Annotated in this window: 23 protein-coding genes and 4 tRNA genes; 8 read left to right on the forward strand and 19 right to left on the reverse strand. The window is 70.8% G+C overall.

Annotated features, from left to right (window positions below; genetic code table 11):
- Entirely contained in the window at window positions 1–1017 is a 1017-nt protein-coding gene (locus QM572_RS15050; RefSeq protein WP_415094523.1) for an AAA family ATPase, read from the forward strand.
- Window positions 1007–1582: a hypothetical protein gene (locus QM572_RS15055; protein ID WP_415094525.1), complete on the forward strand. Its 576-nt coding sequence runs from the start codon at window positions 1007–1009 to the stop codon at window positions 1580–1582. Before QM572_RS15050 ends, QM572_RS15055 begins: the two co-directional genes overlap by 11 nt.
- Before the next feature lie 21 nt (window positions 1583–1603).
- On the opposite strand, the gene QM572_RS15060 is transcribed toward QM572_RS15055, so the two are convergent.
- From QM572_RS15060 to bcp, 5 genes are all read right to left on the reverse strand, one after another.
- Complete coding sequence (locus QM572_RS15060) at window positions 1604–3376, reverse strand: acetyl/propionyl/methylcrotonyl-CoA carboxylase subunit alpha (protein ID WP_415094567.1); 1773 nt, start codon at window positions 3374–3376, stop codon at window positions 1604–1606.
- 28 nt (window positions 3377–3404) lie between these two features.
- Window positions 3405–4040 (reverse strand): Maf family protein, encoded by a 636-nt coding sequence (locus QM572_RS15065; protein ID WP_415094527.1) that lies wholly within the window; start codon window positions 4038–4040, stop codon window positions 3405–3407.
- 1 nt (window position 4041) lies between these two features.
- A tRNA-Leu gene (locus QM572_RS15070) sits at window positions 4042–4114 on the reverse strand.
- Between the two features lie 78 nt (window positions 4115–4192).
- Complete coding sequence (locus QM572_RS15075) at window positions 4193–5788, reverse strand: hypothetical protein (protein WP_415094529.1); 1596 nt, start codon at window positions 5786–5788, stop codon at window positions 4193–4195.
- Window positions 5789–5942: 154 nt separating this feature from the next.
- The gene (gene bcp, locus QM572_RS15080; RefSeq protein ID WP_415094531.1) at window positions 5943–6410 is read right to left on the reverse strand and encodes a thioredoxin-dependent thiol peroxidase; all 468 of its coding nucleotides are present in this window, start codon (window positions 6408–6410) and stop codon (window positions 5943–5945) included.
- Window positions 6411–6445: 35 nt separating this feature from the next.
- On the opposite strand from bcp, the gene QM572_RS15085 reads away from it, so the two are divergent.
- On the forward strand, window positions 6446–6700 hold the full coding sequence (locus QM572_RS15085; RefSeq protein WP_415094533.1) for a DUF3618 domain-containing protein: 255 nt from the start codon (window positions 6446–6448) through the stop codon (window positions 6698–6700).
- Between the two features lie 3 nt (window positions 6701–6703).
- Here QM572_RS15085 and QM572_RS15090 read toward each other — a convergent pair whose 3' ends face one another.
- The 6 genes from QM572_RS15090 to orn form a co-directional block, all read right to left on the reverse strand.
- The gene (locus QM572_RS15090; RefSeq protein ID WP_415094535.1) at window positions 6704–7333 is read right to left on the reverse strand and encodes a class F sortase; all 630 of its coding nucleotides are present in this window, start codon (window positions 7331–7333) and stop codon (window positions 6704–6706) included.
- Between the two features lies 1 nt (window position 7334).
- Window positions 7335–8636, reverse strand: coding sequence for a hypothetical protein (locus QM572_RS15095; protein WP_415094537.1), 1302 nt, complete (start codon window positions 8634–8636; stop codon window positions 7335–7337).
- Between the two features lie 206 nt (window positions 8637–8842).
- Window positions 8843–8918 (reverse strand) — tRNA-Lys (locus tag QM572_RS15100).
- Between the two features lie 45 nt (window positions 8919–8963).
- A complete protein-coding gene (locus tag QM572_RS15105) occupies window positions 8964–10517 on the reverse strand; it encodes a phytoene desaturase family protein (RefSeq protein ID WP_415094539.1) in 1554 nt (517 codons plus the stop codon).
- Window positions 10518–10530: 13 nt separating this feature from the next.
- Window positions 10531–10606 (reverse strand) — tRNA-His (locus tag QM572_RS15110).
- A gap of 43 nt (window positions 10607–10649) precedes the next feature.
- Window positions 10650–11279 carry an oligoribonuclease gene (gene orn, locus QM572_RS15115; RefSeq protein WP_415094541.1) on the reverse strand — a complete coding sequence of 210 codons (630 nt, stop codon included), beginning with the start codon at window positions 11277–11279 and terminating at the stop codon, window positions 10650–10652.
- 61 nt (window positions 11280–11340) lie between these two features.
- On the opposite strand from orn, the gene QM572_RS15120 reads away from it, so the two are divergent.
- Window positions 11341–11859, forward strand: a complete 519-nt coding sequence (locus QM572_RS15120; protein WP_415094543.1) for a MauE/DoxX family redox-associated membrane protein — start codon at window positions 11341–11343, stop codon at window positions 11857–11859.
- The gene (locus QM572_RS15125) at window positions 11859–12593 is read left to right on the forward strand and encodes a DsbA family protein (RefSeq protein ID WP_415094545.1); all 735 of its coding nucleotides are present in this window, start codon (window positions 11859–11861) and stop codon (window positions 12591–12593) included. Before QM572_RS15120 ends, QM572_RS15125 begins: the two co-directional genes overlap by 1 nt.
- A 41-nt stretch (window positions 12594–12634) precedes the next feature.
- Here the strand turns inward: QM572_RS15125 and QM572_RS15130 are convergent, their stop codons facing one another.
- The 4 genes from QM572_RS15130 to QM572_RS15145 all read right to left on the reverse strand — a co-directional run bounded on the left by QM572_RS15130 (window position 12635) and on the right by QM572_RS15145 (window position 17629).
- Window positions 12635–14068, reverse strand: coding sequence for a glycoside hydrolase domain-containing protein (locus tag QM572_RS15130; protein WP_415094547.1), 1434 nt, complete (start codon window positions 14066–14068; stop codon window positions 12635–12637).
- Window positions 14069–14099: 31 nt separating this feature from the next.
- Window positions 14100–14678, reverse strand: a complete 579-nt coding sequence (locus QM572_RS15135) for a TetR/AcrR family transcriptional regulator (RefSeq protein ID WP_415094549.1) — start codon at window positions 14676–14678, stop codon at window positions 14100–14102.
- A gap of 74 nt (window positions 14679–14752) precedes the next feature.
- Complete coding sequence (locus QM572_RS15140) at window positions 14753–16618, reverse strand: hypothetical protein (RefSeq protein WP_415094551.1); 1866 nt, start codon at window positions 16616–16618, stop codon at window positions 14753–14755.
- A gap of 105 nt (window positions 16619–16723) precedes the next feature.
- Window positions 16724–17629 carry a homocysteine S-methyltransferase family protein gene (locus QM572_RS15145; protein ID WP_415094553.1) on the reverse strand — a complete coding sequence of 302 codons (906 nt, stop codon included), beginning with the start codon at window positions 17627–17629 and terminating at the stop codon, window positions 16724–16726.
- A 65-nt stretch (window positions 17630–17694) separates the two neighbouring features.
- Here QM572_RS15145 and QM572_RS15150 point away from each other — a divergent pair, with 65 nt between their 5' ends.
- The gene (locus tag QM572_RS15150; protein WP_415094555.1) at window positions 17695–18297 is read left to right on the forward strand and encodes a TetR/AcrR family transcriptional regulator; all 603 of its coding nucleotides are present in this window, start codon (window positions 17695–17697) and stop codon (window positions 18295–18297) included.
- 12 nt (window positions 18298–18309) lie between these two features.
- Here QM572_RS15150 and QM572_RS15155 read toward each other — a convergent pair whose 3' ends face one another.
- Complete coding sequence (locus QM572_RS15155) at window positions 18310–19500, reverse strand: alpha/beta fold hydrolase (protein WP_415094557.1); 1191 nt, start codon at window positions 19498–19500, stop codon at window positions 18310–18312.
- A gap of 87 nt (window positions 19501–19587) precedes the next feature.
- Here QM572_RS15155 and QM572_RS15160 point away from each other — a divergent pair, with 87 nt between their 5' ends.
- The gene (locus QM572_RS15160) at window positions 19588–20169 is read left to right on the forward strand and encodes a TetR/AcrR family transcriptional regulator (RefSeq protein WP_415094559.1); all 582 of its coding nucleotides are present in this window, start codon (window positions 19588–19590) and stop codon (window positions 20167–20169) included.
- Window positions 20170–20384: 215 nt separating this feature from the next.
- Here the strand turns inward: QM572_RS15160 and QM572_RS15165 are convergent, their stop codons facing one another.
- Window positions 20385–21542: an epoxide hydrolase family protein gene (locus QM572_RS15165; RefSeq protein ID WP_415094561.1), complete on the reverse strand. Its 1158-nt coding sequence runs from the start codon at window positions 21540–21542 to the stop codon at window positions 20385–20387.
- A 105-nt stretch (window positions 21543–21647) separates the two neighbouring features.
- Here QM572_RS15165 and QM572_RS15170 point away from each other — a divergent pair, with 105 nt between their 5' ends.
- Window positions 21648–22256, forward strand: a complete 609-nt coding sequence (locus QM572_RS15170; protein WP_415094563.1) for a TetR/AcrR family transcriptional regulator — start codon at window positions 21648–21650, stop codon at window positions 22254–22256.
- Between the two features lie 101 nt (window positions 22257–22357).
- Here QM572_RS15170 and QM572_RS15175 read toward each other — a convergent pair.
- A tRNA-Arg gene (locus QM572_RS15175) sits at window positions 22358–22431 on the reverse strand.
- A 48-nt stretch (window positions 22432–22479) separates the two neighbouring features.
- On the reverse strand, window positions 22480–24158 hold a 1679-nt coding region (locus QM572_RS15180), incomplete at its 5' end, for an SCO7613 C-terminal domain-containing membrane protein (RefSeq protein WP_415094565.1).

Here is a 24158-nt window from a genome sequence, read left to right on the forward strand (position 1 = left end):
GTGGCTGCCGTCGAGGACAACCCGTACGTCGCCTTCTCCACCCTCGCTGTCGGCGAGCGGTTCGTGGGTCGCCGTGGTCAGCGGCTCATGCTCCTCCGCACGGTGGCGGCTGGCCGCGCGAGTTGTGCAATCATCGGGCTTCCACGCGTGGGGAAGTCCTCGCTGGCACGGTTCGTCCTCGACCAGGCCATGCATCTGGACAACGTCGTGGCGGTGTGGATTGGGGTCGGGGGGATCGACGACGGACAAAGCATCCTCTCGGCGCTGCTCGACGAGCTGCCTCTCCCGGACGACGGTCCGGACGAGCGCCCGGACGAGACGCGTGCCAACGACGTGCTGAAGCGACGCCTGCAGGACCTCCGGCGAGCAGGCCGTCGAGTCGTGGCTGTCTTCGACGAGTTCGACTCGGTGCGGCAGACCCTCGATCCAGACCTATCCACGAGGCGGCTGCGCGAGCTGGTCAATGACACGGCCAAGTACGCCTTCACAGCCATGTTGGTCTGTCGTCGCGACCTGTCGGTGATCGAGGAGCAGATCCCCGACCTCTCCAACCTCGCCAACGCGTGCCAGCGCCTTCTGCTCAAGGGATTCGACGAGGAGGAGTTCGCCGAACTGGTAGCGCGCGGTTTCCCCGACGGCCTCGACGCCGCCGACCACGCGACTCTGGTCGAGACGACAGGACAATTCCCGATCCTGGCTGAGGAGGCTCTCATGCACGTCTACGACGGTCACCCCGCCTCCGGTGCTGCTAGTCGCCTCGACGGAGCGTGCGGACAGCTCTCCGCCGAATGGCAGCACCTCCTCGACAACGCAGGGGTCTGGGGGGTCCTTCTCGATGTCGCACGGGAGGGGACGTGTGATTACGGGTGGGAGCGCGACCAGCTCCTAAACTACGGCCTGATCGTCCCGGACGGCTCGGGCCGAACCTCGTATCGCATCCGATACGAGTTCCTCGCCGCCCGGCTCGCGGACATCGCAGGCGCCGCACCTCAGCGTTGGAGCACTGATGTCGACTAGGTACGCAACACCCGCGACGCTCACCGGGGGGCTCGTTGTGGGACTGCTGATCGGGCTCCGTGTCAAGGCGGGTGCCGCGGACGACATCGTCTGGGGATCAGTGGGCGAGTGGGTGGGCGGTGCGGGCACCGCGCTTGCTGTCTGGGTGGCAGTCGCCGAGTTGGTGGGCTCCCGACGAGCGGAGGAACGAGCCAGGGAGGATCTTCAGCGATCGAACGCGATGGCCGTGACCCTAACAGGCCTGAAGGTCAACGACGCGGCGAGCCGCTCGGTTGCTCTGGCGGTCATCGAGAACGGTGGCTCGTTGCCGATCTTCGACGCTCAGGTCGACCTCGGGCTCTCGCTTCGAGGCGCGGTGAAGGCAAATCAGAGGCTGGGGACTATCGGCACTGGCGGTGCCAGAGAGGTGGCCGTCTCGCTCGCTCGGAAGGCTCGCATCGATGACCTTGAGTGGGATCTTCGATTCCGAGATTCCTACGGCACGTTGTGGCGCTCCCGGAATGGTGTCCTTGAGCTCTTCACTCCTGGCGACGGCGAAATGGACGGCGCTGAGCGCACGAACTGACGCCGAAGCACCTCGTCGAACTCAGTCCTTGAGCTCGCAGATGACCTGGCCGTTGGTGACGGTGGCGCCGACCTCGGCCGCGAGGCCGGTCACGGTGCCGGCCTTGTGAGCCTTGAGCGGCTGCTCCATCTTCATCGCCTCCACCACGACCACGACATCGCCCTCGGCGACCTCCTGGCCCTCCTCGACGGCGATCTTCACGATGGTGCCCTGCATGGGCGCGGTGACGGAGTCACCCGACGCCGCCGCGCCCTGCTTCTTCGCACCGGCACGCTTCGGCTTCTTGGCCGCGCCGGCGGCCGGGCCGGCCGACAGGCCGCCGAGACCGGCCGGGATGACGACCTCGAGCCGCTTCCCGCCCACCTCGACGACGACGGTCTGCTTCTCGCCTGCCTCGTCGGCCTCGCCCGCCTCGCCGGCGTACGGCGTGATGGTGTTGTCGAAGTCGGTCTCGATCCACGTGGTGTAGACGTCGAAGGAGCCCTCGCCGGTGGGGTTGGAGGAGGCGACCCAGGCGGGGTCGTTGACGATGACCTCGTCGAACGTGAGGGCGGTCGGCATGCCGTCGACCTCGAACTCGGCGATCGCGCGACGCGAGCGCTCGATCGCCTGGGTGCGGTCGCGGCCGGTGATGATCAGCTTGGCGATGAGCGAGTCGAAGGAGCCCGGGATGGTCTCGCCGACCTCGTAGCCTCCGTCGACGCGGACACCGGGGCCCTGCGGCGGGTTCCACTTGGTCAGGGTGCCGGGGGCGGGCATGAAGTTGTTGCCGCCGTCCTCGGCGTTGATGCGGTACTCGATGGAGTGGCCGATGATCTCGGGATCGTCGTAGCCGAGTTCTTCGCCCGCAGCGACTCGGAACATCTCGCGCACCAGGTCGACGCCCGTGACCTCCTCGGAGACGCAGTGCTCCACCTGGAGACGCGTGTTGACCTCGAGGAAGGAGATGGTGCCGTCGGCCGCGACGAGGAACTCGCAGGTGCCGGCGCCGACGTAGCCCGCCTCCTTGAGGATGGCCTTGGAGGAGGTGTAGAGCCGCTCGACCTGCTCGTCGGTCAGGAAGGGCGCGGGCGCCTCCTCGACGAGCTTTTGGTGGCGGCGCTGCAGCGAGCAGTCGCGGGTCGAGATGACCACCACGTTGCCGTGGGAGTCGGCCAGGCACTGGGTCTCGACGTGCCGCGGCTTGTCGAGGAACTTCTCCACGAGGCACTCGCCACGGCCGAAGGCGGAGATCGCCTCGCGTGTCGCGGACTCGAAGAGCTCGGGGATCTCCTCCAGGGTGCGCGCGACCTTGAGACCGCGACCGCCACCGCCGAAGACCGCCTTGATGGCGACCGGGAGTCCGTGCTCCTGGGCGAAGGCGACGATCTCGTCGGCGTCCTTGACCGGGTCCTTGAGGCCGGGCGCCAGCGGGGCGCCGGCGGCGAGGGCGATCTGCTTGGCCTTCGCCTTGTCGCCGAGCGCGTCGATCGCCTCGGGGGAGGGGCCGATCCAGATCAGGCCGGCGTCGATGACCGCCTGGGCGAAGTGGGCGTTCTCGGCGAGGAAGCCGTAGCCGGGGTGCACGGAGTCGGCGCCGGACTTCTTCGCCGCGTCGATGATCTTCTCGATCGAGAGGTAGGAGTCGGCCGGCGTGGCGCCGCCCAGGGAGTAGGCCTCGTCGGCGAGCCGGACGAAGAGCGCGTTGGCGTCGGGCTCGGCGTAGACCGCCACGCTGCCGATGCCGGCGTCCTTGGCGGCGCGGATCACGCGAACGGCGATCTCGCCACGGTTCGCGATCAGGACCTTCTGCAGCGGCTTGCTCAACGTCACTCCTCTGAATCTATGAACCCGCGAAGTCTAGGGGAACCGACCACAGGTCGGTCCACCGGTAGCCGAGCGTGTGCACCAATTCGCGGACGAGGGGAAGACTGACGCCGACGACGTTGTGGAAGTCGCCCTCGATCCGGGTGACGAACGCCCCGCCCAGGCCGTCGACCGTGAAGGCCCCGGCCACCTGGAGCGGCTCGCCCGTGGCGACGTACGCCGTGATCTCGGCGTCGTCGACCTCGGCGAAGTGCACCGTCGTGCTGGCGGTGTCGCGTGCCGTCCGGCCGGTCGCGGTGTCGACCAGCGTGTGACCGCTGACGAGCACCCCCGTGCCGCCGCGCAGCTCCCGCCACCGGGCGGTCGCCACGTCGGACGTGTGCGGCTTGCCGAGCGCCTCGCCGCGGAACTCCAGGACCGAGTCGCAGCCCAGCACGAGCGCCCCTTCGGGCAGGTCGTCACGCCGGGCGACGGCCTCGGCCTTGAGCGTGGACAGGTGAAGCGCCAGCTCCGCCGGGCTGAGCGGCGGGACATCGTCCTCGTCCACCCCGCTGACGATGACGAGGGGCTCGATGCCGGCACCGCGCAGGGTCTTCAGCCGCGCGGGGGACTGCGAGGCCAGAACCAGCGTCACTTCTCGGGCAGCCGTCATGTGCGCCCGGTGAGATTCGAACTCACACTTGACGGCACCTAAAGCCGCTCTCTCTACCGTTGGAGTACGGGCGCGCGGGCCTCAGTCTCTCACCCCCTCGGCGTCCTTCTGCAGGGCCGGCGTGTCAGGCCCGCGCGCCACAAGCCCCCGTGCTATCGGTCGACGAAGGCGACGAACTCGGGCGGTACACGGAAGTGGCTCGCGCGAACACCAGCGCGGTAGAGCGCCCAGATCGGCACATAGACCCCTTCGTCGACCGCTCCTTCCCAGAGCAGATCCTGAGTGACGCGGGTGGGTGGCCGAGTGAAGCCTCGCAGGGTCCTGTCGGCTGCGTATCCCGCGAGCACGTAGACCTCTTGGCGACTGATGGTGCCGCCGGCGCGTGCCGCGGCCTCGATCACGGCGGCCTGAGGTCGGCCCTCCGCGATCAGCCGCCGAATCAGCTCGCGGTAGGCATCGTGGGACCAGAGGACTCTGTCGGAGTCGTCCTCCGGATCATCCACCGGATCCGTCGCTGTGGGCGGCCTCCGCCTCCATCTCTCGCTGCGCAGCGCGTGCCAGTCCTCGCTCTCCGAGGTGTCGGCGTCGTCGGCGGGCTCTCGCTCGCGGGGCTCCGCGGGTACCGCGAGTGGGACGGGATCGAACTCGAACTCGACGGTCTCGCCTCGTCCTAGACGCACGCTCACCACGCGCCGCTCCAGGAACTCTTCGTGCTCACCGTCGTCCGACGCGATGCCACGCCCGGCAGTGGGGGAGCCTTCGCGGTGCAGTTCGCCGAAGAGGTAGGGCTCCATCTGAGGAGGCACGGTGAAGAAGAGCCGTGCACGGCCGCCGGTCCCTCCGCTCGCCGTACCGGGCTCGGTGGGCTCGAGCGCCCACCCACCGTCCGCAAGGCTCCGGCCGATGAACTGAAGGCTGCTGCGCACGGGTACCTCCTGGCTCGTGGCGGTGACCTCGAGGACGTCGCCCGCCTCGGAGCCGTCCTCCGGCAGCAGGAAGAGGAGGAATGGCGTGTTCGTCCACGCCGGGTACATCCGCCCCTCGATGGAGTCCAGCGCTCCCGCACAGATCTCCGCGAGAGCATCCGGATCCAGCCCGGAGCCCTGAGGAGGCAGGCCGGTAGCGGCCCGGGGGGTGGCGGCGTGCGGACTGTCCTCCGGGTCGGCGTCTCGGGCCGCCGTATCGAGCGGCCAGGTGCCCAGGGCCTTGCGCATCGCCTCGCGCATCTGCGCCACGGGGAAACCGGTGAGACCGTCCTGCCGAGCGCGACTCAGCAGTGCCTGGGTGATGCGTTCGACTGCCTCTCTCAGCCAGCGCGCGCTGTCGGTGCTGAGATCGATGAGTGAGAGCTCATGAGTGAGCGCGTAGTGGACCGCTTCGTCCGAGAATCCGGACGTGGACGCCAGGGCATAGCGGTAGGCATGACGCCGGTAGGGTCGCCGCCAGCTCTGCGCGAGCGCCGGGTTGTAGTACTGATTGACGTCGTCGACCGTCCCGACGGCGTTGCGCACGTCTCGCAGACCCGTCTTCGAGCCTCGGCATTTGGCCTCCACAAAGAGCCGCAGAGGATAGATGAGCTGCACTGGAGCGATGAGCTCGCCCAGGACGTCGACCTGGTGATCGGCACCGCGACCGTGCACGCAGAGGCCGTTCTTCTTCTGTGTGAGGGCGTCTTGGTCCTGCTTGCTGTCGACCAGCAGTCGATAGCCGCTGCCGGCGATGAGGCTGGCGAGCAGCTCCTCGAGCACGTAGCCAGCGAGCACCGATTGATCGATCACGTCCCGCTCCCCACTCACATCCCCACCAGGTGTCCGGGGCCTAGGAGGACTGCTGAAGGCCGCCCGGAGGTACGCCGCAGGTTCCGAATCTAGCGATAACGCCGACCGTTCGGGGCGGCATGGCTCAGAGGCCGAGGTCCTTGCGGAGCTTGGCGACGTGCCCGGTGGCCTTCACGTTGTAGGCGGCGTACGCGATCCTCCCGTCCTCGCCGACGACGAAGGTGGAGCGGATGACGCCCTTGACGACCTTGCCGTAGAGCTTCTTCTCGCCGAACGCGCCCCACGCGGTCAGCGTCTCCTTGGTCGGGTCGGAGAGCAGGGTGATGGTGAGGCCGTCGCGCTCACGGAACTTCGCCAGCTTCTCCGGCTTGTCGGGGGAGATGCCCACGACGGCGTACCCCTGCGCCTGGAGCGCGTCGAGGGAGTCGGTGAAGTCGCACGCCTGCTTGGTGCAGCCCGGCGTCATCGCGGCGGGGTAGAAGTAGACGATCACCTTCTGCCCGGCGAGGTCGGAGAGGGAGACCTGCTCGCCGGTGTCGGAGGTGAGGGTGAACGCCGGCGCGGTGTCGCCGATCTCGAGGCGCGATGTCATGGCTCCACGCTACTGGCCGTTGATAGGTTGCTCCCATGACCAAGGATTCCCCCGCCGCTCTCGAAGGCGAGATGGAAGAGATCCGCACACGCCTGGCGGGGACGATCGACGAGCTGCTCTACCGCTCGAGCCCCAAGACGATCGCCAAGCGGCAGGTCGCGGCGGTCAAGGCGACCTACGTCGACCCGGTGACCGGCGCGCCCAAGGTCGACAACATCGTCAAGACGGTGGGCATCGTCGGCGGGGTCGTCGGCGCGATCGTCGCGATCCGCCTGCTGCGCAGGCGCTGACGCTCAGGCGCCTGTGGGCTGGCCCTGGGGCTGCGCGTACACGACCGTGTTGGTGTCGTAGTAGGACCCGTTCCAGTCACTGCAGGTGATCAGGACCAGCCGGCCTTCGCCGCGGTCCTGGCCGAAGATCTCCTGGGACCGCTTGGTGAGCTGCTTCTTGCTGAGCACCTGCTTGCCGGAGACGACATACCTCATCGTGCCGCGCTTGGTGACGACGTCGACGAAGTCGCCCTTCGCGAGCTGGCCGAGGTCGTTCATGGACGCCCCGCCGGTGTGGAGCGTGTGGCCGGTGATGACCGTCTGGCCCTGGACGGCGCCGGGCTTGGCGCTCGCGTTCCACCAGCCGACCTCGAGGTAGTCGCGCGGGGGATCGAGGGTCTTGTCGACCATCGCGATCGGCACCACCGGCGCGGTGATCTTGAGCGACGGCATCCGCAGCTTCATCGGGGCGCCGGCGCTGAGGGCCTCGTACGTCGGCGCCGTCTCCGCCGTCGCGGTGCCGCCCGGCACGAAGAACGAGCCGATGATCGATCCCCCGGCGAGCACGCCGACGAGCAGTTGCAGCCCGGTCAGGACCGCGACGCTGTAGCGCCCGAGGCGCTTCAGAGTGCCGCCGCGGTCCGACCCGAACATCTCAGGAGTTGCGCAGGCTGCGGCGGAAGCCGACGACACCGGCCGTCAGTCCGGCGACCACGAGGCCGCCGAGGCCCGCCAGCGACCAGCCGCTCGGAGCGTCCTCGAGCGAGCCGAGGCCCGAGGTCACCGAGGTGGGCGTGCTCGTGGAGGTGGTGGTGGTCGTGGTGTCGTCGTCGTCAGTCGTCGTGGTGGTCGTCGCGACGCGGCCGTTGGGACCGCAGGTCACGTTGCCGATGCTGACACTTGCGAGGCTGGCCCCCGTGAACGCGCTGGCGGCGGGGAGGACCTGGACGTCCAGAGCGGTCACGTCGATCGCGTTGGCGGCCGGGTAGGTCTGCTTGTTGATCGTGCCGTCGAGGATGTTCTCCTCGAGCGGAGCCAGCTGCGGCGCGATCGCGGCGATGAGATTGGTGTTGAGCAGGTCGATCGTTTGGGTGACGCCGCCGGTGACCGGGCTCAGCGCGGCGAGGGCAGCCGTCACGAGCGGGTCGGTCGAGCCGGTGAGCGTGTCGGACAGGGTGTTCTTGAGCGCGGTGTTGATCGCGTCGACGACGCCGTCCAGCCCGGTCAGCACCTTGGTGTTCGGCGCGGTGCCGAGGTCGATCGGCACCGTGATCGTGCCGATCGGGTCGGGCAGCGCGATGGAGAGGCCCAGGCCCGCGATGACGGCCGATCCTGTCGCCGAGGTGGGAGTCGCCTGGCAGTCGCCCTCGATCGTCTTGAGGCCCAGCGTGACGGGCGATCCGCCCAAGGCGTCGACCAACGTCTGGAGGGGACCGGTCAGCTGCGAGGTGACCGTGCTCAGGGCGTCGTTCAGGACCGAGGTGAGCCCCGAGAGCGCGCCGCCCGCGAAGTCGTCCGGAACGATCTGGAGCCCGCTCAGGTCGACCGACGCGACGTTGAGCGCCAGCGTGTTGCCGCCGGTGAGACACGACTGCCCGTTCCCGACGCTCGCCAGCGTCGCCCCGGGGCCGGCGAGGCCGGAGCAGGCCGCCGAGTTCCCGTCACCGTTGGAGATGGTGGTCGTGGCGTCCTGCGCGAGGGTGCCGGTCGCGAGCGCGCTCTGGCCGGTCACCACGGGCAGAGCGGGCGAGTTCGAGCCGCTCGTCGTCTGGGTGGTGCCGTCGTTCTGGACCGCGTAGGTCCCCGTGCTCGCAGGAGTTCCTGCGATGCCGAGGGTGAGAGCCGACGCGGTCGCCTGGGCAACCGGGTCGGCCGCGAAGGCCGGACCTGCGGCGAGGCCAGCGAGGGCGAAGGCGGCGACGGTCGCGCCCGAGCGAACGAAAAGACGGTGAGACAAGACGACCCCTTCAACGGCGGATATCCGGATCAACGCACCTTCGGTGGCGAAGTTACGCGGACCACACAGAACGTCCACGACTTTCTTTCAATGTGAGCCCGCTCACAGCACGCTCATGGCCGAACGATAGCCCATCGGGACGTCGGGGGCAGGCCGGGGCGAAATGACGAAGAGGGCCCGGTCGGATCGACCGGGCCCTCTTCGTCTGGTACGCCATCACGGACTCGAACCGCGAACCCAGTGATTAAGAGTCACTTGCTCTGCCAATTGAGCTAATGGCGCATGTCCTGCGACCCGGAGAACATTACTCCGCTCGCCGGGCGGGACTCAAATCGACGCGAGCAGGGCCTGGGCGGCGCTGTGGCCGCCGAGACCGGAGACCGCGCCGCCACGGCGGGAGCCCGACCCGCAGAGCAGCACCGAGGGGTGCGCGGTGGCCACGCCCCACTGCTCCGCCGGCGTCTCGAGACGCTCGGCGTCCTCCGCCCACGGCCAGGCCAGGTCGCCGTGGAAGATGTGCCCGCCGGGCATGGCGAGATCGGCCTCGACGTCCTGAGGGATCTTCGCCTCGAGGCACGGCGTGCCGTCGGGCATCCGCGCGACCACGGAGGCGATCGGGTCGACGAGGTGCTCGTCGAGCGAGGCGATCGCCCGCTCCAGCGCCTCGGCGCCGGCGGCGTCGGGGTCGGCGTCGAAGAGTGTGCTCGGGGTGTGCAGGCCGAAGTAGGTGAGGGTGTGGGTGCCGGCCGGGACGTCGCCGAGGATGGAGGGGTCGGTCAGGGAGTGGCAGTAGACCTCGCCCGGCAGCCGGTCCGGCAGCGCGCCGTCCCGCGCCTGCCGCCAGGCCGTCTCGAGCTCGCTCGCCGACTCGCCGAGGTGCAGCGTGCCCGCGAAGGCGACCCGTGGGTCCGCTCCCGACCGCAGCCGGGGCAGGCGGTCGAGCAGCACGTTGACCTTGAGCTGGGCGCCGACCGGCTTGGCGGGCGGCTCGTCGCCGACCAGCCCCGCGAGCACGTACGGCGCCACGTTGGCCAGCACGAACCGGGCCTCGACCACGCCCCCGTCCGTCAGGACCCTCGCTCCGTCGTCCTCCGCCTCGATCGCCCGCACCGCCGTGCTCGTGCGCAGCTCGGCGCCGGCGTCGGAGGCCGCTCGCGCCAGCGCCGAGGTGACCGCGCCCATCCCGCCGATCGGCACCCGCCACTCGCCGGTGCCGTTGCCGATCAGGTGGTAGAGGAAGCAGCGGTTCTGGATCAGCGACCGGTCGTGCAGCGACGCGAACGTCCCGATCAGCGCGTCCGTGGCGACGACCCCGCGCACGACGTCGTCGCGGAACCGCCGCTCGATCGTCTCGCCGATCGGCCGCTCGACCAGGTCGCGCCACAGCGCCGGCTCCACGGAGGATCGCAGCGCCGCGGCACGGGGCAGGGGAGCGGTGAGGGTCGGGGCCACGACCCGCGCGAGGGACTCGACCTCGGCGTAGAACGCGCGCCATGCGGCGTACTCGTCCTCGGAGCCGGTGAGCGCGCGGAAGCTCGCCGCCGTCGCGGGACCCTCGGGGCGCTCGACGAGCAGGCCGCCGTCGACGCCGTCGCGCGACCAGGGGGTGTAGGACGAGGTGCTCCGCGAGGCGAGCGCGACGTCGAGGCCGAGCTCCTCGACGACGAGCGCGGGCAGGAGCGAGACGAGGTAGGAGTAGCGCGAGAGCCGGGTCGGCAGCCCCGGGAAGGCCTGGGCGGAGACGGCGGCGCCGCCGACGTGGCCGAGACGCTCGAGCACGACGACGGACAGGCCCGCGCGGGCGAGGTAGGCCGCCGCGGTCAGGCCGTTGTGGCCGCCGCCGGCGATCGCGACGTCGAAACGCTCTCGGCGTGGAATCACGCCGAGAGCGTAGTGGGGTGGATGACGGGACTTGAACCCGCGACAACCGGCACCACAAGCCGGGGCTCTACCAACTGAGCTACACCCACCGCGGACCCTGATCGCTCAGGACCGAGAGGGAAGCATAGGGCGTCAGCCGGTGAGGCCGGTAATCGAGCCCGCATGGCGCTGGGCGATGGCCCGCGCCGTCTCGGTGTCGGGGCCGGGGAGCGGCACGAAGACCGCCTCGCGGTAGTAGCGCAGCTCCTCGATCGACTCCTGGATGTCGGCCAGCGCCCGGTGGTTGCCCCGCTTCTCGGGCGAGGCGAAGTAGGCCCGCGGGAACCACCGACGCGACAGCTCCTTGATCGAGGAGACGTCGACGATCCGGTAGTGCAGGAAGCCCTCGAGCTCCGGCAGGTCGCGGGAGATGAAGGCGCGGTCGGTGCCGACGCTGTTCCCGGCGAGCGGCGGCCGGCTGTCGGCGGCGCAGTGCGCGCGGAGGTAGTCGAGCACGACCGCCTGGGCCTCCTCGAGCGTGACGCCCGAGTCCAGCTCGTCGAGGAGACCGGACTTGGTGTGCATGTCGAGCACGAACGGGTCCATCTGCGCGAGCGCCTCGGCCGGCGGCTTGACGATCACGTCGACGCCCTCGCCGAGCACGGTGAGCTCGGAGTCGGTCACCAGCGCGGCGATCTCCACCAGCGCGTCGTTCTCCAGGGACAGCCCGGTCATCTCGCAGTCGATCCAGACCAGCCTGTCGTTGCGCTCGTTCGATGTCACGCAGCGCACCCTACCGCCGTCGTTCAGCCTTCCCTCAGATCGCGGGCCTAGGGTCGAGCGCGTGCGTGTGCTGCGTCGCCCCGGGCTCCTCGACGCCCTCGCCGTCCTCGCCCGGCTGCTCACGGGGGGCGTCTGGATCTGGGCGGGCCTGGCCAAGATCACCGACCCGTACGGCGCGGCGCTGGCCGTCCGGGCCTACCAGATCCTCCCCGCCTCCGTCGCCGACGCGGTCGGGCACACCCTGCCGACGCTCGAGGTCGTCGTCGGCGTCGCGCTGGTGGCCGGCCTGCTGACGCGCGGCGCGGCCGTGCTGAGCGCGTTGCTCTTCCTCGCCTTCGTCATCGGGATCTCCTCGGTCTGGGCGCGGGGGATCCTCATCGACTGCGGCTGCTTCGGCGGCGGCGGCTTCGACCCGGACGCGGCCGATCGCTACCCGTGGGAGATCGCGCGCGACGTCGCGCTGCTCGCCGTCTCCCTCTTCATCGTCGTCGCCGGGAACCGTCGCTGGGCCCTCGACCGACTCCTGTTCCGGAACACCAGCACGACCAGCATCACGACGAGCACGACGGAGGAGGCCTGATGGCCGGCAAGAAGGAGACCGCCAAGGACCGCGCGGCCAGGCTGGCGGCGGCGAGGGCCGCCCAGCGGAAGGCGGAGCGCCGGCGCAACCTGCTGATGGCTGCCGGCGTCGTGCTCACCATGGTGCTCCTCGTCGTCGGCGGCATCGTCCTCGGGAACCTCACCGGCGGCGACAAGCCCCGCGACACCGCCGCGGCGGGGGACGCGGGGAGCGTGACGATCGGGCCGGACGGTGCCGCCCACAAGGTCGTCATCTACGAGGACTTCCTCTGCCCCTACTGCGGCGAGCTGGAGAAGCAGACGCACGAGAAGCTCGCCGAGCTCGCCGAGGCCGGGAAGGTCCAGGTGGAGTACCGCCCCTTCGACCTGCTGCAGACGGACTACTCGGAGACGACGCTCGAGGTGTTCCAGGCGATCGTGCACGGCGACGCCGAGGATGCGCAGACCGTGGCGAAGGCCTTCCACGACGCCCTGTACGCCGACCAGCCGTCGGAGTCCGGCCCCTTCCCGAGCACGGACGACATCGTCGCGACGGCCGTCGACGCCGGTGCCGACGAGTCGGCGATCCGCGACGCCCTCGACGGCGACGCCCCGACCTGGGCGGACGAGGCCACCTCCGCCGCCGAGAGCGCCGGCGTGCGGAGCACGCCGACGGTCCTGCTCGACGGCAGCGAGTTCACCAGCGGGTCCAGCGTCGACGACCTCGCCGCCGGCCTGATCGCCGCCGTCTCCTGACGCCGCCGAGACCCGGCTCTCGGCCGCCCTAGGGAGCCGCCCTAGGGGAGGGCGAGGTAGCCGAGGACGGCGAGCTTGCCGGCCTTGGCCGGGCGCAGGATCAGCCGGCCGGTGCGGGCGGCGGGGAGGGTGATGGTGTGCACCCCGGAGCCCTGGACGGTGCCGATCAGCGTGCTGCCGAGGAAGACCTGGACCGGGACGCCGCCGCGCAGGCGGACCGAGATCTTCCGGCCGCTCACGACCGGCCCCTTGGCCACGGCCGGCCGCTTCATGACGAGGCTGTTCCCCGACCGCTTCCAGTGCTTGCCGTGGAACTTCGATCCGTAGCCCCAGCGGTAGACGCAGGTCTGCAGCCAGCCCGAGGTGTTCCCCGCGCGGTCGGTGCCGCGAGCGCGGGCGCAGGACTTCGAGCCGGCCTTCACCGAGACGCGATACTTCACCTTCTTGGTCTTCTTCAGGCTCTTGGGCGAGGTCCAGTGCCTCCCGGTCTTGATCTGCACCTGGTAGCGGGCGACGCCGGAGCCGTCGCTCATCCGCCACGTCAGCGTGGCGTGGCCCGAGCGGGTGGCGCGCACGGGCGCGACGGCCAGCACCGGCGGGGTGCTGTCGGGCTTGGGCAGCTGGAACGCGGTCGGCTGAACGGCGCTCTCGTCGACGTTGAGGGTGACGCCGCCGTACGTCTCGCTGCCGCCGCCCGCGAACTGGTGCAGGCGCCGGTTGGTCCACATCCCGCTCGGGAAGTCGCTGGTGTCGGTGGTCGCGTTGCCGTCCCAGCGCGCGAGCCAGAGCGCGTCGGGGGTGGGCCAGGTGGAGTCCGCCCTCGTCGCGGCCACCACGTCGCGCACCGTCGAGCTCACGGAGCCGTAGACCGCCGAGTTGCGCCCGAGCTGGTGGAGCCGCTGGGTCCAGCCGCCGAGCATGGCCTTGGCCGCCGCGCTGCACTTCGGCTTGTCGGTCGGGTAGGCCTCGAGGTCGAAGGCGATCGGAGCCCCGACCGGCAGCCCCAGCCGGTAGACGGAGTCGGCCGCGTCAGCCGCCATCGCCATGCCCTGCGCACGGGCGGTCGTCGCGTTGGCCGACATCTTCTTGCTGTACGACGAGCAGGAGGCCTGCAGCCCCACGTAGATCGGCAGCACCTGCCAGCCGCCGGCGCGCACCTCGCGGACCCAGTCGGCGGTGAGGTTCGTCTGGGTCTTGTCGTAGCGGACGTCGTAGGCCGACTTCTCCGGGATGTAGACGGCGATCGCGTCGTAGGGCGAGCTGGCCTGCCAGGCCTTGACCTGCGCGAGCGTCGGCGTGGTCGCGGTGTCCATCATCAGGATGTGCCCGGACGCCGGGCTGGGCGCCGTACGGGGAAGGACGGTCACGGGGCTCACCGGGCCTCCGTCGGGGCTGACGAGCCCCGCCCAGGCGGGAGTGACGCCTGCTCCGAGAGCGGCGAGGACGGTGAGGGCGACGACGAGGATCCGAGACACGCGCGGGACTCTACGTGGCGAACCTGGGTGGTCAGAACAGGGCCAGCGCCGCCAGCGCGTCGCGTACGGCGACAGCCGGGTGATCCGGGGAGTCGCTGACCGCCCAGCGGAGGTAGCCGTCGTAGGTCGCCATCGTGAGTGCCGAGGCGATGACCTGCGCCTGGAGGCTCCCGAAGCCGCGACCGACGAGATAGCTCCGCAGCAGCTCGTGCTGACGCCGCAGCTGCACGATGCCGAACGCGAACAGCTCGTGGTGCGCCTCGACCACCTTCAGCCGCCCCCGGGTGAGGGCGAGGACCGGCGTCTGCTCCGCGGTGCGCACCAGCGCGTCGACGGCCGAGTCGATCGGCGCGCCGTCGGCGCTCGCCAGCGACGCGTCCAGCAGGTCGGCGTCGTCCCGCAGCCGGTCCCAGACGAGGTCGGCCTTCGTGGGGAAGTAGCGGAACAGGCTGCGCCGGCTGATGCCCGCCGCAGACGCGATCTCGGCCGCGCTCACGTCGACGTACCCCCGTTCCTCGAAGAGCCGGAGAGCGACCTCGGCGAGATGATCGCGGTCGATCTCGACCGGGCGCCCGCGACTGCGGGACGAGGTGGGCGGGGAGGGAGCCATGCGCGCATGGTCGCACCCGCGGCCGGGCCTTACGCCCCGAATCGACAGATTCGGGGGAGGGTCGGCCCGGCTGGTCAGGACCAGGTCGGCGCGGACTGCGGCGTGAGGGTCGAGGTCGGCGACGTGACCGTCGAGGGGTAGATGTTGGAGATCGCGCCGCGGACGTAGTCGACGTACGAGATCGCGGCGACCGGGATCTGGCTGCGGGTGCTGGCCCCGCGCGCCAGGAGGATCGTGGTGAAGCCGTACTTCTTCGCCGCCTTGAGGATGCTGAGCCCGTAGGCCTGCCCGCCGGTCAGGTTGGACAGCACCTTGATCTGCACCCGGCTCTGCCAGTTGCTGCCGTACGCCGTCTGGGCGGCGCTCCGGAGGTTCGCGAACGCCGCGTCGAGCGCTCCTGCGGAGTTGAACGGCCGGATGTTCTTGACCTCCCACTCCGTCGAGATGCCGTAGGCGGCGTTCTGCTTGAACGTCGTGAGCACGTCGCGCAGGCCCTTGCGCTTGCGGATCTTGGCCCAGTTCTGGGTCTCGAAGCGACCCTTCTTCAGCCACTTGGGGTTGAACGGCGCGCCATGGGCGTTCACCCAGACGAGCTTGCCCGGGCTGGTCGCCTTCTTCGCTCCGGCCTTCTTGCTGGCCCGGTTGGCGAAGGAGATCTGGCCGTTGTTGTCGATCCACTTGTAGCCCTTGGCGGCGGCCGCCTTGGTGCCGGCCAGGGAGTCGCCGAGCGTGCCGCCGGCGGTCTTGATCCTCTGGTCGGAGTGGTAGAAGGCCTTGCCCGGAGCGGCGTAGGTCGCGCGACCGAGCGGCGAGACCTGGGACTCCGGCTCGCTGCCGTTCGCGCTGCCGCCGAGGTCGGTGTCGGCCCAGAGGAGGTAGCCGCCGTCGGCATAGCCGGCGGTGCCGGCGGCGCCGGTGGTCGCGTCCGCGCCCGTGAACGCGGCCGTGCCGTCGATGTCGCTGACGACCGCCTGCGACACGCGGGCGTGGCCACCGCCGGTGGCCTGGCCGGCGAGCCGGACCGCGACGCCGGTGATCGGGAGGTTGTAGCTGTCCCGGACCGTGGCGACGAAGGAGCGCGAGGTGCCCGAGACCGTCGTCTTCTGGACCCGGATCGAGGCCGGCGTCTGGGCGTAGATGGCGATGACGGTGGCGTCCGAGGCCGCCTTGCCGTCGACGATGGTGTCGGCACGGATGACGGCGAAGCCCGCCGAGGCCGGGGTCGGCGCCAGGTCGACGGGGACGTACGTCGTGCCGTTCCGGACCGTGGTCGCGGGGGCGCCGGCCCGGAGGGCGGGCGTCGTCGTGGTGCTCCACATCGGGTCGGTGAGCGTCGTCGCGGTGCCGGTGGTCGTGGTGAGGCCGACCGTCGCCCAGCTGTGGCCGTCGGCCCGCCGGTAGATGCCGACGCGGTTCTTGGCGATCGTGTTGCCGGAGTGACCGTTGACGTTGTCGTACGTCAGCGTGAACCCGAACCGGGTCCCGGAGTCGGTCACGGTCACGGCGGCGTCGGCGAAGGTCTCGCCGAGGACGGCGCTCGCCGAGTCGTAGGCGACGGCCTCGAGGTCGTAGGTCCCGGCCGTGGCCGGGATGCTGACCGTGCCGTCGAACAGCCTGGTGGTGGCGGCTGGATCCGCGTCGCTGTCAGGGGTGAGGGTCGTGCTGGTGAGCACCCACGAGCTGTCGTCGCCGGTGTCCGGCCGGTAGTACACGGCGATGTGGTCCACGCTGGTGGGCGCTCCGAGGAGCACGTGCACGGAGGTGCTGCTCAGCCCCTTCGGGACCGCCCCACCCGTCGGGGTGAAGAAGGTGACCGCGACGGCGCCGGTGGCCGGCGGAGCGGGGAGCGATCCCGCTGCCTGCGCGCTCGTCGGGATGATGACGACGGCCGTCGCGGCGACCGCGATCGCCATCGGACGGATGATGCCCCTGAGACTCATGTGAAAGAAGATAAGTGAAGTTGCTGTGAATCCGATATCGATTCGTGCGGATCAATGGCGCCGGCGACCGGCCGCGACCGACGGGTGGGGCGGATCCCCAGGACCTCACCGGGTGAGGGGAGCGGCCTCCCAGAGCGCGGCGACGTGCCGGCGGTCGGTGCCGCAGCAGCCGCCGAGGACCGCCACGCCCGGCAGCTGGGCGAGCAGCTCGTGGGTCGTGCGGACGAGGAGCGGCAGGTCGCCCGAGTCGAGCTCCTCCATGACGTCGAGCTCTGCGTGCGACAGCGTCGAGGCGTTCGGGCGCACGAAGGTCAGGCGCTCCTGCCAGGCTCCGCCGTCGAGCGCGGCGAGCACGTGCGTCGGGTGGGCGCAGTTGAGGCCGTAGAAGTCGGCCGGGTCCGCGGCGTCGACGGCGCGAACGGCCTCGGCGAGCGTGCTGCCGTCCGGCAGCCGGCCGTCGGTCTCGACCGTGAACGAGACGGCGACGGGCACGCCCGCGCTCCGGGCGGCGCGCACCACGCCGATCGCCTCGGCGGGCGCGGTCATCGTCATCGCGTGCACAAGGTCCGCGCCGGCGTCGGCCAGCGACCGGACCTGGGCGCGGTGGTAGTCCGCCGCCGCGTCGGCGTCGGCGTCGGAGGCGACGTAGCCGTCGCCGCGCGGCCCCACGCAGCCGGAGACCCGGACCGCGGGGACGTCGGCCTCCTCGAGCACCGCCCGGACGAGGGCGACGGCAGCCCGGTTGAGCCGGTCGAGCGCCGCGTCGTCGTAGCCGAGCCCGCGGCCCCAGCCCGGATTCGCCCGCCAGGTGGGTGTCTCGAGCAGCAGTCCGGCACGTGCCGTCCGGGCGATCGCCGCGTAGTCGGCGTAGTAGCGCCGGAGCAGCGCCGCGCCGTCGTCCTCCTCTAGGAGAGGGAACGCCGCGAAGTCGGGCAGATCCAGGCCGTGATGGAAGATCAGGTCGGTCTCCAGGCCGCCCTCGGTCACCCAGCTGCCGTCGAGAATTCCCATCGTCCGTCCTTTCCAGACCGTTTGGTCTGTTTTAACAGACCGTACGGTCTGTGACAATGGGTCGCATGCCGCGCGACGGCGGGGCCACCCGCGAATCCCTGCTCGACGCCGCCGAGCGGCTCGTGGAGCGCAACGGCTTCGCGGCGACCTCCGTCGAGATGGTCCTGAGCGAGGCGGGCAGCTCCAAGGGCGCCTTCTTCCACCACTTCCCGTCCAAGCGCGCCCTGGCCCACGCGCTCGTGGAGCGGTACGTCGCCGCGGACCTCGGCACCCTCGCCGGCGGCCTCGAGGCGGTCGCGGGGGAGCGTGATCCCGTGGCGCGGCTGCTCCGCTTCCTGGACCACTTCATCGGGCGCGCGGAGGCGCTGACGTCGGAGTCGGCCTGCCTCTACATCGCCGTCCTCGTCGAGCAGGACCTGCTCGACGAGGAGAACTCGGCCCAGGTCCAGCGCGCCGTCCTGGGCTGGCGGGTCGCGGTCTCCGGGCTGCTGCGCGACGCCTTCGCGGCGTCCCCGGAGAGAGTCCCCCGGCCCTCTCCCGACGACCTGGCCGACCAGCTCTTCGTGGTGATCGAGGGCGCCTTCCTGATGTGCCGCGCCGCCGGCTCTCCCGAGCCGATGCGCGCCCACCTGCTCGTCTACCGACAGCTCGTCGCCGCCCTGCTGTGACGGCGGCGCTGATCACATGGCTCGGGATCCGCGACGGTCGGCGACGTCCGTCGCCCAGTCGTCGATGACGCGCCCGGCGAGTCCGATGTTGCCGATCTGGCAGTGGTTCGATGCCTGGTCGAGCCGGGTGAACATGCGAGTGGTGACGGACTGCGCCGCCGTGAGCGTCGCCGCCTGCCGGGCGAGCATCCCCGGAGGGATGTAGTGGTCGTCGGCGCCGGCGAGCAGGAGCACGTCGGCCGTGATTCGCGATGAGCACGGTGCTGTGCGCACGCGCGCGGTGGTGCGCAGGAAGTCGTAGGCGGTCCTGGTGCCCGTGATGTGCATCCCCTGGGGAAGCGCCCAGTCGACCAGCGGCCGCCGCCGCCGCGCGAGCGCGGCGAGGCCGTTGACGAGCGGTCGTGCATGCAGCGCCATGAGTGCGCGCAGCACCGGAGTGGCCGGGCCCACCGTGCGGGTCGCCGCCGTGAACTCGCTGTCGCAGACGTCGAACGCCACCGCGCCGACGATCCGAGGCTCGAAGGCTGCCGCACGGATGACCAGTGCGCCGCCGAGCGAGATGCCGACGGCTACCGCCTGGTCTATTCCGAAGTGATCGAGGACAGCCGAGACGGGACGCTCCCATTCGGGGATGAGGGTGAGGCCGTGCTCCTCCAGCGCACCGCCCTGGCCGGGCCCCTCGAAGGCGATCACTCGGCGACCACGCGCCACGAAGGCGGCGAACAGGGGGAAGAACTCCTCGATGTAGCTGTCGAAGCCGCCGAACACGACGATGGGCAGACCGCGAGCGTGCGCCGGCGCCAGGTCATAGGCCGGCAGCGAGCCGGACCCGAAGGGAACGTCCTCGGGCCGGACGCCGTAGGCCTGCTGCAGGGCGAGGACGAAGCGTCGCCGCGTCGCCGGCTTGAGGGGGTCGTCGTTCGCCATGAAGAACTCCGCGCCCCGGGCGAAGTAGGCGGCAGGCAGCTCGCGCCCCGCGGCAGCGGCCTGATCGGCTAGTTCCAGGAAGCCCTCGATCCACGACTCGTAGCCGCCGGTCGGCCCCGCCCGGCGCGCGAGCTCGGCGATCTCGTCGAGGCCGGAGGGCCCGATCCACTGCAGCCAGCGGTTGCACTGGAAGTCGATGCTGATGTCCGAGGTGAAGCGATGGAAGCCGACGGGCGTTGACGTCGCGTCCAGATCGATGCGGTGCTCGGTGCGCATGTCGTCCTCTCGCTCGCCGTGAAGCATCCGATGCCAGCTCTATGCCCGGTCATGCTAACGCAAGTCTCACTGCGTTAACATGGGCGAGTGACCTCGCCTCGCCCGCACCGACGTGGCGAGCACGTGCGGCGGAGCGTGCTCGCCGCGGCCTTCGACGAGCTCGTCGCTCGCGGCGCGAACGACGCCAGCATCTCCGGCATCGCCCAGCGCGCGGGTGTGCACGAGACGACCATCTACCGTCGATGGGTCACGCGGGAGAGGCTCCTGCTCGAGGCCGTGCTCGATCGGAGCGCCGCTGCGGTCCCCCTCCCGGACACGGGGTCGACCCGCGAGGACCTGCGCGAGATCCTGCGCGGCGTCGTCGCCTACTTCGACGCTCCGTCAGGCCGGGCTCTGCTGGGCACGGGCGTGCTGCGCGAGGAGTTCGCCGAGTATCGGCACAGCTTCTGGAACGAGCGGATGACCGCCCTCCACCCCGTGGTCGAACGCGGGATCGAACGGGGAGACCTACGCCCCGACCTCGACGCCACGCTCGTCCTCGAGGCACTCGTCGCACCTGCTCACACCCGGATGCTCCTCACCGGCGAACCGGTCCACGAACCGGTCATCACCGCGATCGTCGACCTCCTGCTCGACGGCGCCCGCCCTCGACCGAACCCCTGCCAGTGACTCGCCGGGCCGAGCTTCGAGCCCGATGCGTTGGGCGCCCCTTCGTAGAAGTTTGAGCACCCCTCCCCGGCCCTGAAAACCGCGGTTTGCCGGCTGTCTCGGGCTCCTGCAAGCGCAGCGAGCGACCCTCGGAGCCGTCGATCACCGACCACAGGGAGCGGGCTGACACTGATGGAGGTCGGGCAGCGGCTCGGCGTCGGCCAGGGATTTTCGCGTCAACGCAGCAGCGCGAAGGTGGCGCGGACGTCGTCGACGAGGGTTTCGGGTTGTTCGAGGGCGAAGAAATGTCCGCCGGCGGGTGGTTCGTTGAAGAAGATGACGTTCGCATAGCGGTGTTCGAGTTGCCGGCGGGAGCGTCGGACCGCTTCTTTGGGCGGCATGGTGAATCCGACCGGCGTGGCGATCGGGTCCTCAATGCGTGCCGGCGACGACCATCCGGACTGGTTCATCTCCCAGTACAGGCGTGCGGCACTGGCGCCGGAGTTGGGAAGCCAGTAGAGCATGATGTCGTCGAGCAGCTCGTCGAGGGTGAAGGAGCCTTCGGCGTTGCCTGGGGTTCCGCAGGTGTCCTGGAACATCGCGTAGATCCAGGCCGCGAGCCCGACCGGGGAGTCGGCGAGGGAGTAGCCAATGGTCTGCGGGCGGGTCTGTTGCTCTTTGGCGTAGCCGGAGAGGTTGTCCCAGAAGTCCTTCGCGTCCGCGAGCGCCGCACGCTCCTCGGGTGTGGCGTCCTTGATCTCGTCGGGGGTGGGGCCGAACATGGCGAAGTTCAGGTGCGAGCCGACGAACCCGCCGGGCTCGAGCTTCGCGATCTCGTCCGTGACGGCGCAACCCAGGTCGCCGCCCTGGGCGCCCCAGCGGTCGTAGCCGAGACGGTCCATGAGGGCGACCCAGGCGCGGGCGATCCGTGGGATGTCCCAGCCGGTCTCGGCGGGCTTGGCGGAGAAGCCGAAGCCGGGCAGATTCGGGATGACCAGATGGAACGCCTGACGAGGGTCGCCGCCGTGAGCGGCAGGGTCGCTGAGCGGGCCGATCACCTTGCGGAACTCCAGGACCGATCCGGGCCAGCCGTGCGTCAGGATCAGCGGGAGCGCGTCGGGCTCCCGGGAACGCACGTGCAAGAAGTCGATGTCGAGGCCGTCGATCGTGGTGCGGTACTGGCCCCACCCGTTCAGCTCGGCCTCGACCTTGCGCCAGTCATAGCCATCGCGCCAGCGGTCGGTGAGCGCCTTCAACTTCGCCGGCGTCGGACCCTGGCTCGTGTCGTTTACGGTCGCCCCTTCCGGCCAGCGGATATTGCTCAGGCGCGTTCTCAGGTCGGCGAGTTGCTCGTCGGTCACCTGCGTGGCGATGGGGGTGATCTGCTCGCCCATGATGGCGCCTCCTTGGTGCGAAAGGACCGCGGCTCGCGGCTAGGGGATCTTCCCGCTTGCGTTACGGTACGATACCGTACAGTACACAAGTGACGGGAGTAGTTCATGTCCACCACGCAGACCGAAGGCACTCCGGCCAGGTCGCCGCTGCGCGGAGCGGCGCGTGAGCAGGCGATCCTGGACGCGGCGATCGCGCTGATCGGCGAGGTCGGCTACGAGAAGGTCACCGTCGATGCGATCGCTGCCCGCGCCAAGGCCTCGAAGACGACGATGTACCGTCGCTGGGCCGGCAAGAGCGAGCTCGTCGCGGACGCGCTACGCCGGCAAGCGCAAGGCCCCGAGCCCGTGGTGCCCGACACCGGCACGCTCCGTGGAGACCTCCTGGCCACCGTACGAGAAATCTCGCAGACGCTCGCGGGCGGTCCGGGTCCGTCCCTGATCGGTCTGCTCGAAGCCATCCGTGACGATGCCGCACTCCGCGACCTCATCGGCTCCCAGATCACCGGCCGCAGCCACGAAGTCGGACACATCATCTGCGCCCGCGCCCGCGCCCGCGGCGAGCAGATCGAGACCGATCGGTCTGAGACCGTACTCGACCTCGCGTTCGCGCAGGTCCTTACCACCACGCTCTTCCACGGCAGCGCTCCCGGCGATCCCGCGCTGGAACGCCTCGTCGACCAAGCGCTCCTTCCCGTCCTGCATCGCCCGGCCTGAGCAAGGCGATAGCCCGCTGCAGCGAGACGCAGCAAGGCTCTACGACGAGGTTCGAGCACCATCCCGCCAGGCCGAGGCGGCGCACAAAGATCGAACTTTCGTGCCCCCGGCAGGACTCGAACCCGCAACCAACCGGGTAGAAACCGGTCGCGCTATCCAGTTGCGCCACGGAGGCTGGACGGCGCCATTGTGGCAGGAGGCCCGGCGGAGGCCCGGCGGAGGCTCAGCGGAGGGCGACCAGGTGGGCCCACGCCGTACGGCCGCGGACGGCGAGGCTCTCCCAGCGGATCCCGCCGGCGAGCAGGACGGCGCCGACGCTGACGAGGAGAAGCGTGGGGGGTACGTCGTCGAGGAAGGGGGCGAGGTAGCGGACCGTCGCGCCGACGGTCGTCACGGCGCCGAGCAGCAGGGGCGCCAGCCAGCGCAGCACGAGTCCGAGCCCGACGAGGACGATGCCGCCGATGAGGAGCAGGAGGCCGCGGGGGCCGGTGCCGTCGTCGCTCAGCGCCACGACGGCACTCGGCACGATGCCGATCGCGAGGCCCGGTCCGAGGGTGGGGAGGGTGCGCGATCCCTGCTGCCGCCAGAGCGCCCAGCCGCCGAAGGCGAGCACCACGGCGGCAGCGGGAACGGTGTAGGCCTCGGGCACGTCGACGTCGGAGTCCGCGAGGCGCACCCAGAGCGCGATCAGGCCGATCAGCGCCGACGCGCCCGCGATCCACCGGTCGCGGTCGAGGACCGCCAGCACGGCGCACCCGGCGGCGAGCACGGTCAGGTCCGCCGCCAGCCAGCCGGCGTCTGGGGTGCCGTACGCGATCGTGAGGAGGGCGGTGGCGGCGGTCGCCCCGCGCAGGCACCAGCGCTCGGCCTGGCTCGCCGGCGTGCGGCCGAGCACGGCCAGCGCCGCCCCGAGGACGACCACCCCGGTCGCGGCGAGGGTGATGGCGTCGAGTCGCACGAGGACGACGGTCAGCGTCACCCATGTCGCCGTGGCGGCGAGCGGTGCGAGCGCGACCCCGGCCGCCAGGCGGAGAGGACCGGCTGCCGTGGGCGCAGCCCAGAGCCCGACGGCAGTCGCGGCCAGGACGGCGAGCATGAGCGCCACCAGCCAGAGGTAGGGGGCGAGCGCCGCGACCGAGAGCGCGACGGCGACCGCGCCGACGCCCGTGAGCGTCCACCGCGCGACCGGCTGTCGAGCCTGCTCGACCAGGCCCCACGTCACGATGCTCGCGAGCGCGGCGACGAGGGCCAGCAGCGGGATCGCCGCCCCGCCGTGGCTGGTGAGGTCGTGGGCGTGCCACCGTGCGCCGACGCCCGTGAGCGGATGGTCGCGGGCCTCGTCGACGGCGCGGACGATCTGGCCGCAGACCGTGGCCGACCAGACGAGGGCGCTCAGGGTCAGCACGGCCAGCGCCGACGCGGTCCAGTAGCGCAGCGTGAGGCCGTGGAGGCGCTCCGGTGGGCAGCCGATCGACGAGGCGACGCCGGCGGATCCGAGGGCGCCGAGGGCGATGACCCCGAGGACGATCGTGGGCGGGGCCGAGAACGGCGCGACGACCGCGTAGCCGGTGAGCCAGAGTGCGACCCCCGCGGCGATCGCCCGGAGCGGGAGCGCGGGGAGGTCCGCGGCCCCGAGCGCCGTCCACGGGACCGCGGCGAGCGCGGCGGCCGCGATCGCGAGGAGAAGGGGGGCGGTGCCGTCCCAGGTGAAGCCGGGGCCGGCGAGATGGACCCGGTCGGCGCCGATGCCGACGAGGGCGAGCCAGCAGGCGCCGGACAGGAGGGCGAGGACGACGGTGAGGATCCACTGTCGGAGCCGCGAGCAGGCGGCGGCGCCGGCCGCGGCGGCGACGAGGACGATCGCCGCGGTCGTGGCCGATCGGTCGTCCAGCCACGCGGCCA

Origin of the sequence: Nocardioides sp. (genome assembly GCF_047607365.1) — a bacterium.
In the GTDB taxonomy this organism is placed as follows: domain Bacteria; phylum Actinomycetota; class Actinomycetes; order Propionibacteriales; family Nocardioidaceae; genus Nocardioides.